The sequence below is a fragment of the Bacillus sp. lyk4-R2A-2 genome (assembly GCF_030209735.1).
GTDB lineage: Bacteria > Bacillota > Bacilli > Bacillales > Bacillaceae > Bacillus > Bacillus pumilus.
This window is the reverse complement of the sequence record NZ_JARVRK010000005.1, coordinates 496534-508792: the sequence shown is the minus strand read 5'-3', so window position 1 is coordinate 508792 and position 12259 is coordinate 496534. Positions and strand designations below refer to the sequence as shown.

The window sequence follows — 12259 nt, the reverse complement described above, 5'->3', positions numbered from 1 at the left end:
AGGTTATCCTTTCGGTTTAAAGATAAGAGCGATAATAAATGAGAATAGAATCGCAGCTGAAATCCCAGCAGAGGTTAATTCAAAAATACCGATCCCGATTCCGATGAACCCGTGTACATCTGCCTGATGCATCGCTCCATGAAGCAAGCTATGACCAAAGCTGACGATTGGTACGGTTGCGCCCGCACCCGCAAATTCAATAAATTTATCATAAATACCGAATCCGTCTAAGATGGTGCCCGCCACAACAAAAGTGGTCATGACATGTGCAGGCGTAAGTTTGAGTATGTCTAGTAAAAGCTGGCCAATGACGCAAATAAGTCCGCCTGCAACAAAAGCGATAAGATAATCCATTAGCTCTCTCCTCCTGCACGCTCAAATACGACACCGTGCGCAATGGTTGGAATGGTCTCTTTTTGCTGGACCATCATTGGACTTAGAAGCGCTCCGGTTGCCACAACGAGTACTCTTTGCAGATTTCCTGCTTTCATTTCTTGAAAAATGTGACTAAATGTCACAACAGCTGAACAAGCACAGCCGCTCCCACCAGCGAATACATTTTGATCGGGTGTATAGATGATTAAACCGCAATCATCATGCTTTCTCCCAAGCTGAATGCCTTCTTCCTTCAGAAGATCCTTTAAGATTGGTGAACCAATACCAGATAAATCACCTGTTAAAATCAGATCGTAATCGTCCACCGTTCTTCCGAGGTCTTCTAAATGCTGCTTGATGGTATCTGCCGCTGCCGGAGCCATGGCCGATCCCATGTCAAATGGATCTGTAATTCCAAGATCCATCACCCTGCCTACTGTAGCGCTTGTAATTTGAATTGGAGAGGTCTCCTGGCTAATAATAACGGCTCCGCTCCCAGTGACGGTACTTGTGGCTGTATCTGGCTTTTGTCCGCCGTATTCTGTTGGATTACGAAATTGGCGTTCTGCCGTTGCATTATGACTGCTTGTCGCTGCAATGGCTCTATTGGCAAAACCGCCATCAATGAGTGCTGACGCAATGGCGACCGATTCCATTGAGGTTGAGCATGCCCCAAACAAACATAGAAACGGGATTTTTAGTTCTCTCGCCACATAGTTTGCTGTGACGTTTTGATTAAGTAAATCTCCTGCCAGCAATAGATCAATATCGCTTTTTTGCAAATTTGCTTTTGATAAAGCACTGGATATCGCATCTTCCATCAGTTTTCTTTCAGCCATTTCCCAGTTCTTTTGATCACAATGCATTTCGTCATACGTTTTATCAATTAAATGACCAATCGGTCCTTCTTTTTCTTTCGGCCCTGCAGCTGTTCCCTCTGCATTGACGTAAAGCTTATGCTCAAAAACCCAAGATTGTTTACCTGTTAGTTTCACGTTTCATTCCTCCTACGAAAACATCTTTTCCAAGACGTATCGAATGATCCCTACGACATATGCCGAGACGACACCAAATACAATGACGTTCCCAGCGAGCTTAAACATATTTGTGGCAACCCCTAAAACAAGCCCTTCACTTCTATGCTCAAGGGCAGCACTTGTCATACTGTTTGCAAATCCTGTCACCGGAACAGCCGATCCCGCTCCGGCAAACTGGCCGATTCTATCGTAAATACCGATACCAGTTAATATAGAAGAAATTAAAATGAGGGTCGCCACTGTTGGGTTCCCTGCTGTTTTTTCATTAAAATCAAAAAAGTGAATATAGAAATGTTGCAGCCCCTCGCCTATGGCACAGATCAATCCACCAACAAGAAAAGCCTTGATGCAGTTGAGGACATAAGGAGGTTTAGGCTGATACGTTTTCACCTTAGATGGATAGTTCTCTTTTAAACTCGACACGGTTGTTCCCTCCAAATTTTTAAATATAAATCAGCCAATGGAATAGTGAACCAAATACTTTGCCTAAGACAATGGCCATGAGAAGCAAAACAATTTTCCCGTCCATTCCAATTCTTTTCGTTAATATAGGAAGTACATTTAATACTTCAGTCAGCGCAGCTGCAAGCATGCCGACGAAAATGCCTGCTAAAAGACCGATTGGGAGCGCCAGCCATTTGGATAAATGCAAATGCACCTCGCTCAAGGTTGCCCAGCCGCCAACGACCGCCCCGGTGATGACAGCTGCCTCGTATCCTTGTATGAAGCGCTGCGTTTTCGTTAATTGCATTAAACGAGGGATGATGCCAAGCACTGTGAGAAATGCCACAAACCCTGCTCCTACCGTTAAACCGCCGCCAAGTCCAACTAACGCGACAAAAAGCCACTTACCGATCATGGATATCTTTCATTGTCTCTTTATTTTCTTTAAGGGCGACATAATGATCGAGATCGAGCTGATATTTAAACATCTCCACTTCGAGCGGGCTTGGTTCTTCATTTAAACGCTTTTTAAATACATGATTGAAAAATAAAATCATGCCAAAGCCTAGTCCGAAGCTATATGGAATTTGCAATAAATAAGGATGCTCAACCGTTTTTCCTGTGATCATTTCATATAGGCGGATATGAACGAGCCGCATACTGACATCCTCGTGGAAATTCATAATGGCAAGCGCCGCTCCGACAAATAATAGGAGCCACACGAACACAAATAAAACGGGAGAAAGCTGGCGTTTGCCTGTATCAATTTCAACAATGGCTTCAGCGCCTCCGACGGTTTGAATGTCGATGTCTGGCCATGTTTTTTTGATCGTTTTGACCACATGCATGATATCAAGAACGGCGATGTGACGATCCTTTTTACTGACATGATATATCGGCATCTTGCTAAGCTTTTGTACAGCAAACTCATCACCAGTGATTTGGGCGATATCTTCTAAATAAATGAGCTGATCATTACCGGTCTTAATGCGATGGCGCAGCCGAAGAAAGATTTGTCCGTCCATCCAAGTCACTTCCTATACGATGGGTTAAAAATAGTATGTGGTGAAAAATGGTTCTCATACCGAGAGAACTTGATTTACCGGTAATTACCACACAAAAAAAGCCAGCCGAATTGGCTAGCTCTCTTTTTGATCCATTTGCATTTGGATTTGTTTTAAAATTTTCTTTTCGAGCCGCGAGACTTGTACTTGTGAAATGCCGAGTCTCTCCGCTACCTCAGATTGTGTTTGGTCTTTATAATATCTTAAGTACACAATGAGTTTTTCTCGTTCTTCTAATTCTTTGATCGCTTCTTTCAGCGCGATTTTATCAAACCATCTTTCTTCTGAATGATCGGCAATTTGATCAAGTAATGTAATCGGATCCCCGTCATTTTCATACACCGTTTCATGAATCGACGACGGCGTTCGGACCGCTTCTTGGGCGAGGACGACATCCTCTGGTGTGATATCAAGATATTCGGCTATTTCCTGAACGGTCGGCATTCTTCCGTGAGACTTAGACAATTCATCTCTTGCCCGCCGGATTTTATTTCCGAGTTCCTTTAGTGACCGGCTGACTTTGACTGTTCCATCATCCCGAATGAATCGCTGGATTTCACCAATAATCATTGGAACAGCATAGGTCGAAAACTTCACATCATATGACAAATCAAATTTATCAACAGATTTTAGCAGTCCAATACAGCCAATTTGAAACAAATCATCTGGTTCATATCCTCTATTTAAAAAGCGCTGAACAACGGACCAAACAAGACGCATGTTTTTTTCTACGAGGAGGTCTCTTGCTTGCTGATCACCGTCTTGGCTTTTTTTGATGAGCTCTTTGACTTCATCATTTGACAGCTGGGCTTTTTTTGCTTGCTTTTTTACCTCCACATCCATATGAGCAGCTCCTTTAATTACAAAGCGCTTTGCTTTTTGATAGATGCTTTGTTAAACGGATGGTTGTGCCCATTTCTGGAGATGAGTCTATCATGACATCATCCATAAAATTCTCCATAATGGTAAAGCCCATTCCAGAGCGTTCTAAGTCTGGTTTTGTCGTGAAAAGCGGCTGTCTTGCTTCCTCAAGATCTGTAATGCCCATCCCTTCGTCACGGATGGTGAGGTACACAACATGGTCATCAAGTGTGACTTCGATATGCACCTTGCCATCTGGATTCCCATCATAGCCATGGATAATGGAGTTTGTCACCGCCTCTGACACAACGGTTTTGATTTCTGTTAATTCATCTAATGTCGGATCAAGCTGGGCGATAAACGCCGCGACTGTCACCCTCGCAAAGGATTCATTTTGACTTAAAGCAGAGAAGGTCAGGTTCATTTCATTCCTCATGATGCCACCCCCAATGTTTGCAATGCCGTTTGCTCTGAAGGCTCCATACGGATGATTTTAAATAAGCCAGACATATCAAATAACCGGTTCACTGCTGGCGAAATAGCACAGACGACCATTTCTCCGCCAAGCTGTTTAATTTCTTTATATCTTCCTAAAATCACTCCGAGACCTGAGCTGTCCATAAACGTTAAATCAGCCAAATTCAGCACAATGTGGCGAATGTCCTCTGTTTCCAAATAATTCGTCACCTTTTGCCTCAATGTTTCTGCGGAGTGATGATCGAGCTCTCCTGTTAATCGAATGCAAAGTACGCTCTCTTTTACTTGAAAATGAATATCAAGGCTCATCTTTTTATTCCTCCTTGCTCTAATTTTCGGATAAAGATTGTTTCTCTTTTTTATCAAGTAAATCCTTCACCATGACAAAACTAGTGACCATTCGTCACATTTAGATGTTCTTTTCTTCTTCCTCATAGCAAAAAGACTGCCTGTTTCAGCAGTCTTTCACATTTTATTTCCATTTCACAAATTCAGCCATCGCTCGTTTGAAGAATGTCCAAACGCCCGCTTTTTCCATTCCTTCTTTGGCTTGTACAGGGCTTTCATGCAGCACTTTTCCGTCTTTTTTCAAGACAATGGTTCCAAGTTCCGTTCCTTTTGAGAATGGAGCCGTAACATCCTGAGACAATTTGATTTCTTTTTTAATCTGATCCACATTTTCGCCTTTTTTCGTTAAAAGGGAGATTGGTTCAGAGGTGACAAGCTGAATTTTTTTCTTTGTCCCTTTGCTTACCTTGATTTCAGCTACATCTTGTCCTCGTTTGTAAAGTGGGTGTGTGGTGTATTGACTAAATGCATAGTCTAACATTTTGACCACTTGAGCGTTTCTGTCTTTCGGTGTACTTGCGCCGAAGACAACTGCAATGACGCGCATGTTTCCTTTTTTAGCGGTTGCGGTCAAACAGTATTTGGCTTCGCCTGTAAAACCTGTTTTCAACCCATCGACACCTGGATAAAATTTAATCAATCGGTTCGTATTCACAAGCCAGAATTTTTTATCGGTGTTTTGACGGAGATAGTCTTCGTAGACCCCTGTGAATTTGGTGATTTGTTCATATTTCAACAGCTCTTTTGCCATTTTTGCCATATCATGAGCTGAACTGTAATGGTCTTTTTCAGGAAGTCCTGTTGGGTTTTGAAAGACCGTAGAGGTGAGGCCGAGTTCTTTTGCCTTTTTGTTCATTTGCTCCACAAACTGTTCTTCAGATCCTGCAATATGCTCTGCCATGGCAACTGAAGCATCATTTCCAGACGCAATCGCAATGCCTTTCAGCATTTCTTTCACGGTCATTTCTTCTCCAGGTTCAAGGAAGATTTGTGACCCTCCCATTGAAGCTGCATAGTCGCTTGTTCTTACCTTGTCAGTCATTTTCAGCTTTCCTTGATCAATGGCTTCCATGATGAGAAGCATCGTCATGATTTTGGTCATACTTGCGGGTGCCAGCTTTTCATCGCTGTTTTTGTTGTAAAGCACTTTTCCCGTGTCACGTTCTATTAAGATGGCTGATTTGGCTTCGTGCACCAATTCTGATGTTTGTTTTTCTTCTGGTTTTTCAATCTTTTCTTTTGCTATCGCTGATGGTGAAACCATTGAGATAAGGATCATTAAAATAAACAATGCACATATATGACGTTTCAAGTGGCAGACCTCCATTATCGTAATCCTTTCTATTTTTTCCTCATCGAGGCTGTTTTATTCAGAGATCGTATGATTGCCATAAAAAAAGCCTTCTGTCGATAAACAGAAGGCTTCTTAAAACATGCTATGAGAGTTGTTTGACAATGTCTTTTACTAAATCAAGGAAACTCGCTTTCACTTTTTCGGTTACTTCAATGACTTCATCATGAGACAGCGGCTGATCTAAAATACCTGATGCCGCATTAGAAATGCATGAAATACCTAGCACTTTGATTCCTGCATGACGCGCAACAATCACCTCTGGAACCGTCGACATGCCTACAGCATCTGCGCCAAGTGTTCTAAGGAAACGAACTTCAGCCGGTGTTTCATATGAAGGACCTGTCATCCCTGCATAAACACCCTGCTGTACAGATATGCCTAACCGCTGAGCTGTTTCTTCTGCAAGTGCCAGCAAATCTTTATCGTATGGGGCAGACATATCAGGGAAACGAACGCCTTGACTGTCATTTGGACCAATTAATGGATTGGTCCCCATCATATTGATATGATCTGTAATCAGCATGAGATCGCCTGGATGGAATGAAGTATTCACACCGCCGGCTGCATTTGTCACGATGCATGTCTCAATGCCAATTTCTTTCATCACACGGACTGGAAACGTCACTTGCTTCATATCATATCCTTCATAGAAGTGAAAACGTCCTTGCATCGCACATACGACAGTGCCTTTCAGCGTCCCGATGACGAGCTGTCCTGCATGACCCTCTACTGTTGAAATAGGGAATCCAGGAATATCTTCATATTTCAATTTGATTGGATTTTCAATCTCATCTGCTAAAATGCCAAGCCCTGAACCTAAGATCAATCCAACTGTTGGTACGTATGTCGATGCTTGTTTAATGTATGCCGCCGCTTCTGAAAACTGTGCTCCCACGAGATTTCCCCCCTATTTGAGTTTAGATAAAAAGCTTGTGCCGTATTTTGGCATCGTTGTCTTGAAATTGTCTGCGACCGTTGCTCCAAGATCAGCAAAGGTTTTTGGAGTTGGCAGTTCATTTGCTCCTTGATGCTTTTTGCTGTAAGCAATGAGCGGAACGTATTCTCTTGTATGATCTGTTCCGTGATGAACCGGGTCATTTCCATGATCTGCTGTAATGACAAGAAGATCATCCTCTTTTAACAGATCAAACACTTCAGGAAGACGGGCGTCAAATTCCTCTAGTGCTTTTCCGTAACCCTCTGGATCTCTTCTATGTCCGTAAAGGGCGTCAAAATCAACAAGGTTTAAAAAGCTGAGTCCCGTAAAGTCTGTTTTAAGTGTATCAACCAGCTTGTCCATTCCGTCCATGTTCGATTTTGTTCTGAGAGAAGAGGTGATTCCTTCTCCATCATAAATATCAGAGATTTTGCCAATCGCAATCACATCAAGCCCATCATCTTTCAGCTCATTCATCACTGTTCGGTCAAATGGTTTTAAAGCATAGTCATGACGGTTCGGTGTTCTGACAAATGCGCCAGGCTCCCCGACAAATGGACGGGCGATAATACGGCCAACCATATATTTTTCATCTAATGTGAGCTCACGTGCAATTTCACAAATGCGATAAAGTTCATCTAATGGCACCACTTCTTCGTGCGCAGCAATTTGCAGCACAGAATCCGCAGATGTATAAACGATTAGATCGCCTGTTTTCATGTGCTCTTCGCCAAGCTCGTCTAAAATTTCAGTACCAGACGCAGGTTTATTTCCAATAATGCCTCTGCCTGTTTTTTCTTTTAGTTCATTTAGTAGTTCATCTGGGAATCCGTCTGGAAAAACTCTAAACGGTGTGTCTATGTAAAGACCCATGATTTCCCAGTGTCCAGTCATTGTATCTTTCCCATTTGATGCCTCTTGCATTTTTCCATAATACGCAAGTGGTTTCTCATCCGCTGGAATTCCTTTGATTTCTTTAATATGACTCAGCCCAAGCTTCGCCATATTTGGCATATGAAGCCCGTTCATTTTTTCAGCAATATGTCCTAGTGTATCTGCACCTACATCATTAAATTCAGCAGCATCAGGTGCTTCCCCAATTCCTACTGAATCCATTACGACGAGGAAAATGCGTTTATACTGATAATCAGGCATTAAAAAGCGCCTCCTTCAATATTCTTGTCTTTTAACCTTTCAAAAAGAGAGGTCTGACATCTCAAGTATAAACCGTTTACAAGCCGGTTGACAACCATAAACGGTGCAAACATGAAAAAGCATGACACACGTTTACCGTGTCATGCTTTACTTATGCCCTTGGATGGAATTTGTGATACACATCTTTCAGTCTTGTTTTCGTCACATGTGTATAAATTTGTGTTGTCGAGATATCGGCATGCCCGAGCATCTCCTGCACAGCTCTTAGATCTGCACCGTTTTCAAGCAGATGCGTGGCAAATGAATGCCTGAGTGTATGGGGTGTGAGTTCCTTTTGAATCCCTGCTTCGAGAGCTCTTTTTTTCAGATTCTTCCAGAAACCTTGCCGCGACATTTTTTTCCCGTGATGATTGAGAAATAAGGCATCTGCCGGCTGTTTTTTTAACAGCTTGCTTCTTCCCTTTTCGAGATATTCTTCAATCGCACTTGCAGCTGCTTCACCAATTGGCACAATCCGCTCTTTTCTTCCTTTACCGAAACAACGGATAAAGCCCATTGTGAGGTGAACATCGGCAAGGGTCAGATCCAGCATTTCACTGACGCGAATGCCTGTTGCATATAAGAGCTCGAGCATCGCTTTGTCACGGTAGTCAAATGGAGTGTGCTGATTTGGTGTATCAAGCAGCTTTTCAACTTCCCCTAGTGAGAGAACTTTCGGTAATTTCCGCTCTGTTTTTTGCGTTTCAATGTTCCATGACGGATCATCTGTTGTCACTTTTTCCCGGAGCAGAAATTGGTGGAAGGACCGGATCGAGGAGAGATGCCGCACTGACGTTTTGCTCGATTTCCCTTCCTCTTTTAGCTTTTTTAAATAATGAATGATATGCAGGCGTGTGACATCTTTTATATCCGTCAGTTGCTCATGTGTCATTAAAAAAGACAAGTAGTTCTGTAAATCTCGTTTATAAGAAACAATGGTATTTTCAGAGAGTCCTCTCTCTACTGTCATAAAATGAATAAAGTCGGATAATTGATCGTTCAATGATTTCTACTCCCCGTTTTGATAAAAATAAATCAATCGGTCTTGCCAGTTGTCTTGATTCGGCTGATCCATTTCCATCACTTTAATTGCTGCACCCTCTGGTTTATCATAACGATGGTAGCTTTCATATTCTGAATTTATCCATATCATAGCATAATAGAACAGGACGGTAAAACCAGTGAACAAGATAAATACCTTCATCACTTCACCTGTTGTTTTGAGCCATTTTCGCATGATTCTCATGTCCTTTCTCGAGCTTCTCATTACTTCAGCATATGCCAGGTGGGACAAGGAATATACAGCGAAAATGCAAAAAACCTCTTCATCTTAAATGAAAAGGTTCCAATTCGGATTATTTGCCGGATTCATCATCATGACACCGGTGGCAAATACCATGGAATGTCAATCTATGATCCTTAATTTTAAATTTCCAGTCACGTTCAATAATCTCTTCAACGTCTTCTAATAAATCATCTTCTATCTCATCGACTGTCCCGCATTCCATGCAGACAAGATGATGATGGAAGTGAGCGGCTCCTTCTTTGCGAAGATCATATCGCGAAACGCCGTCTCCAAAGTTAATTTTATCAACAACTTTCAGTTCAGTTAGCAATTCTAACGTTCGATAAACAGTAGCAAGACCAATTTCAGGAGACTTCTCTTTTACGAGGAGGTATACATCTTCTGCACTTAAATGGTCTTCTTCATTCTCAAGCAGTACTCTTACTGTTGCTTCACGCTGTGGCGTGAGCTTATAGCTGGAAGAATGAAGCTGTTTCTTAATTCGATCAATCCGATTTTCCATTGACTTTCCCTCCTACGCCACATTACTTGATCATTATATCAAATGATGTGCTGGGAGCCAACTATAATCATTTTAAATTGATAAATAAATTGATTATTATTTAATAACAATTATAAAATTATGAGAAAAGAACACCTGCCAGCTTTTTCATGAGCATGAAGGAGACGTACGATTCAAAAAAGGACGAAAGTGCAGCAAGTGCTAAAATCATCAGTAGAACAGATGCATACCGGGCGAACCACTGCACAGGTGCTTGACTGATGGTTTTTTTCATAAACAGCTGCCCAATGAGACGGATGGAAAACGCAATCGCACATGTCCCAATCACTAAATAGGCTGGAATAAGTAATATGTTTTGCGGAAGAACCGATACGAACGAAAGGAAAAAACCACTCAGCCCCATTTGATTTACTAGAAAACCAACTGTAAACCCAACGACAATTCCCTTTAAAAAGATCATGAGAAAGATGAGCGGCAGGCCAATGATAGATATCCCTAGTATCCACATAAGACCTAAATATTTCATATGATGCAAAAAGCTTTGCAAAAACATTTCTTTTGATTCTGCTGCTTTCTCATTTGTCAGCTGACCAAAAAATTGATTTAAATAATAGAATAAATCCTCTTTCTGACTAATTGTCATACTATTGACGATGATGGCCCCAAATATCACGCCCATTAAAAAGAGTACAGAGACAAACAAATAAATCGATAGATGGTCTTTTACGTGCTGAAGAAGATGTTCCTTCCAAGACTTTTTCCGCATGCGTCTTCCTCCCAAATAGTAAAGGTTACTAGATTCTATGAGAGAGATTACGAAACATGACAGTTTTATTGAAAGAAAAAAGAGAAAGCAGCCTAAACACTGCTCTCTCTTCTCATTTATCGTGCCGCTTTTTGTACGTTCACAAGCCCGGCACCATAGTAAAAAGGATCTCCAAGCTGTGTAGCCGTTTTTGAAAGTCTCTCGCGCACTTCATCGTTTGTCAGATTCGGATGTTTTGATAGAATGACAGCCGCAGCTCCTGCTACATGCGGTGATGCCATGGATGTCCCGCTCTTGTAGCCATATTCATTATGAGGAATGGTACTGAGCGTTGAAACGCCTGGTGCTGAAACTTCCACTTCTTCGCCTACAGATGAATCAAAAGCTCTTTGTTTTCTTTGGTCAACAGAAGCAACCGCTATCACTGAGCTGTATTTAGCTGGATAGTCAACCGTGTTGAGAGAGCCATAACTTCCTGCATTCCCAGCAGAAGCCACAATGAGAATACCCTTGTCATATGCTCGATCTACCGCTTCTTTCAGCGCTTCAGATTCACTTGCTCCTCCCATACTAATATTGATGACATCTATGTCATTCTCAATGGCCCATTCAATTCCTTTAATGATCCAGCTATAGTAGCCATCACCATTTTCATCTGCCACCTTGACCGCATAGATTGAAGCTTTTGGCGCAACACCAACGACACCTACCTTATTATCTAACGCTGCAATTGTGCCCGCCACATGCGTCCCGTGTTCATGCGGGTCAACAAGCGGATCTGACTCTGTTGGAACAAAGCTGACTCCCCCGGTGACATGTAGATCTTCATGTTTGCCATCAATGCCGCTGTCAAGAACGGCTACTTTGACATTTTGTCCAGCGTATCCCCGTTTATGTACCTTTTGTGCTTTGATGCTTTTGATGCCATATGGGATCGTTTGACCGCTTGTTTTTGCCTTTTGGTCCTCCTCAATGAAGGTCACTTCTTTTGCCTGATTTAGTTTCTTTTTCGATGCCTCATTCAAGGAAACTTTCATCATATCTATCTGCTCTATCGATTCTTTTACATGTCCACCAGCTTCTTCAACAAGCTGTTTTTGTGTATGATCTTGAACGGAAGAAGAAAAGCCGATCATGTACTCTTTTTTCGCTTGCTCCTTTGCAGAAATATGTGAGGCGCCGAACGTGACCGATGCCAGCATCATACTTGCCATACAAAGCCCTGCTCCAATTGACTTGATGTTCACAATACTCACTCTCCCTTTCATCTTTTTGTCATTTAACTACATTTTTAGACAAAAAGAAACGACCGTTTGTCCTATTTTTTAAATTTTTTCCATTTATTTGAACTGGTTGTCACAAAAAAGCAAAATAAAAATGCTTATGATCCTCTTGATAGTGATCATAAGCATTCCTTCTTTTATGTTTTTTCATCATGTGCTGCAAGGCTTCTTGTTTTGTTTTTGTTTTTCTTTCATGTGTACTAAAGTGCGGCATGTTTCCTCTCGACAGTTCCGGGTTTCGGCTGTGCTGCCTTTCAATATGTTCTCGTTTTTTCTTTGCATTGCTTTTTCCCATTTGGCAAAACCCCTTT

The 12259-nt window shown here is 41.9% G+C and carries 17 protein-coding genes; all 17 read right to left on the bottom strand.

Annotation, left to right across the window (positions count from 1 at the left end):
• Window positions 1–3: 3 nt before the first annotated feature.
• Window positions 4–354, bottom strand: a complete 351-nt coding sequence (gene spoVAE, locus QRN39_RS09510; RefSeq protein WP_003215479.1) for a stage V sporulation protein AE — start codon at window positions 352–354, stop codon at window positions 4–6.
• Window positions 354–1370: a stage V sporulation protein AD gene (gene spoVAD, locus QRN39_RS09505; RefSeq protein ID WP_003215736.1), complete on the bottom strand. Its 1017-nt coding sequence runs from the start codon at window positions 1368–1370 to the stop codon at window positions 354–356. The genes spoVAE and spoVAD overlap by 1 nt, the downstream gene beginning before the upstream one ends.
• Before the next feature lie 12 nt (window positions 1371–1382).
• On the bottom strand, window positions 1383–1835 hold the full coding sequence (gene spoVAC / locus QRN39_RS09500) for a stage V sporulation protein AC (RefSeq protein ID WP_003215687.1): 453 nt from the start codon (window positions 1833–1835) through the stop codon (window positions 1383–1385).
• A 19-nt stretch (window positions 1836–1854) separates the two neighbouring features.
• A complete protein-coding gene (locus QRN39_RS09495; RefSeq protein ID WP_044141069.1) occupies window positions 1855–2271 on the bottom strand; it encodes a stage V sporulation protein AB in 417 nt (138 codons plus the stop codon).
• Window positions 2261–2881: a stage V sporulation protein AA gene (locus QRN39_RS09490; protein ID WP_034661143.1), complete on the bottom strand. Its 621-nt coding sequence runs from the start codon at window positions 2879–2881 to the stop codon at window positions 2261–2263. The genes QRN39_RS09495 and QRN39_RS09490 overlap by 11 nt, the downstream gene beginning before the upstream one ends.
• A gap of 114 nt (window positions 2882–2995) precedes the next feature.
• On the bottom strand, window positions 2996–3763 hold the full coding sequence (gene sigF / locus QRN39_RS09485; RefSeq protein WP_003215778.1) for an RNA polymerase sporulation sigma factor SigF: 768 nt from the start codon (window positions 3761–3763) through the stop codon (window positions 2996–2998).
• A 13-nt stretch (window positions 3764–3776) separates the two neighbouring features.
• On the bottom strand, window positions 3777–4217 hold the full coding sequence (gene spoIIAB / locus QRN39_RS09480) for an anti-sigma F factor (RefSeq protein ID WP_012010447.1): 441 nt from the start codon (window positions 4215–4217) through the stop codon (window positions 3777–3779).
• The gene (gene spoIIAA / locus QRN39_RS09475) at window positions 4214–4567 is read right to left on the bottom strand and encodes an anti-sigma F factor antagonist (RefSeq protein WP_044141066.1); all 354 of its coding nucleotides are present in this window, start codon (window positions 4565–4567) and stop codon (window positions 4214–4216) included. The genes spoIIAB and spoIIAA overlap by 4 nt, the downstream gene beginning before the upstream one ends.
• Window positions 4568–4730: 163 nt before the next feature.
• The gene (locus QRN39_RS09470) at window positions 4731–5885 is read right to left on the bottom strand and encodes a D-alanyl-D-alanine carboxypeptidase family protein (protein WP_371475137.1); all 1155 of its coding nucleotides are present in this window, start codon (window positions 5883–5885) and stop codon (window positions 4731–4733) included.
• A gap of 157 nt (window positions 5886–6042) precedes the next feature.
• Window positions 6043–6855, bottom strand: a complete 813-nt coding sequence (locus QRN39_RS09465) for a purine-nucleoside phosphorylase (protein ID WP_003216045.1) — start codon at window positions 6853–6855, stop codon at window positions 6043–6045.
• 12 nt (window positions 6856–6867) lie between these two features.
• A complete protein-coding gene (deoB, locus tag QRN39_RS09460; RefSeq protein ID WP_003215717.1) occupies window positions 6868–8052 on the bottom strand; it encodes a phosphopentomutase in 1185 nt (394 codons plus the stop codon).
• A 151-nt stretch (window positions 8053–8203) separates the two neighbouring features.
• Entirely contained in the window at window positions 8204–9094 is an 891-nt protein-coding gene (gene xerD / locus QRN39_RS09455) for a site-specific tyrosine recombinase XerD (protein ID WP_003215982.1), read from the bottom strand.
• Window positions 9095–9100: 6 nt separating this feature from the next.
• Window positions 9101–9328 (bottom strand): YqzK family protein, encoded by a 228-nt coding sequence (locus QRN39_RS09450; RefSeq protein ID WP_003215798.1) that lies wholly within the window; start codon window positions 9326–9328, stop codon window positions 9101–9103.
• 118 nt (window positions 9329–9446) lie between these two features.
• Window positions 9447–9899, bottom strand: coding sequence for a ferric iron uptake transcriptional regulator (fur, locus tag QRN39_RS09445; protein WP_003215577.1), 453 nt, complete (start codon window positions 9897–9899; stop codon window positions 9447–9449).
• Window positions 9900–10017: 118 nt separating this feature from the next.
• Window positions 10018–10665, bottom strand: a complete 648-nt coding sequence (gene spoIIM, locus QRN39_RS09440) for a stage II sporulation protein M (RefSeq protein WP_034661156.1) — start codon at window positions 10663–10665, stop codon at window positions 10018–10020.
• Window positions 10666–10781: 116 nt separating this feature from the next.
• A complete protein-coding gene (locus tag QRN39_RS09435; RefSeq protein WP_106028738.1) occupies window positions 10782–11912 on the bottom strand; it encodes a S8 family peptidase in 1131 nt (376 codons plus the stop codon).
• Between the two features lie 109 nt (window positions 11913–12021).
• Complete coding sequence (locus QRN39_RS09430) at window positions 12022–12243, bottom strand: hypothetical protein (RefSeq protein WP_003215884.1); 222 nt, start codon at window positions 12241–12243, stop codon at window positions 12022–12024.
• Window positions 12244–12259 lie beyond the last annotated feature (16 nt).

Coding starts and splice junctions, on each gene's coding strand:
- spoIIM (WP_034661156.1), bottom strand. CDS start 10,665: ATGCGGAAAAAGTCTTGGAAGGAACATCTTCTTCAGCACGTAAAAGAC.
- deoB (WP_003215717.1), bottom strand. CDS start 8,052: ATGCCTGATTATCAGTATAAACGCATTTTCCTCGTCGTAATGGATTCA.
- sigF (WP_003215778.1), bottom strand. CDS start 3,763: ATGGATGTGGAGGTAAAAAAGCAAGCAAAAAAAGCCCAGCTGTCAAAT.
- spoIIAB (WP_012010447.1), bottom strand. CDS start 4,217: ATGAGGAATGAAATGAACCTGACCTTCTCTGCTTTAAGTCAAAATGAA.
- QRN39_RS09430 (WP_003215884.1), bottom strand. CDS start 12,243: ATGGGAAAAAGCAATGCAAAGAAAAAACGAGAACATATTGAAAGGCAG.
- spoVAE (WP_003215479.1), bottom strand. CDS start 354: ATGGATTATCTTATCGCTTTTGTTGCAGGCGGACTTATTTGCGTCATT.
- QRN39_RS09490 (WP_034661143.1), bottom strand. CDS start 2,881: ATGGACGGACAAATCTTTCTTCGGCTGCGCCATCGCATTAAGACCGGT.
- QRN39_RS09450 (WP_003215798.1), bottom strand. CDS start 9,328: ATGCGAAAATGGCTCAAAACAACAGGTGAAGTGATGAAGGTATTTATC.
- fur (WP_003215577.1), bottom strand. CDS start 9,899: ATGGAAAATCGGATTGATCGAATTAAGAAACAGCTTCATTCTTCCAGC.
- QRN39_RS09470 (WP_371475137.1), bottom strand. CDS start 5,885: ATGATCCTTATCTCAATGGTTTCACCATCAGCGATAGCAAAAGAAAAG.
- QRN39_RS09495 (WP_044141069.1), bottom strand. CDS start 2,271: ATGATCGGTAAGTGGCTTTTTGTCGCGTTAGTTGGACTTGGCGGCGGT.
- spoIIAA (WP_044141066.1), bottom strand. CDS start 4,567: ATGAGCCTTGATATTCATTTTCAAGTAAAAGAGAGCGTACTTTGCATT.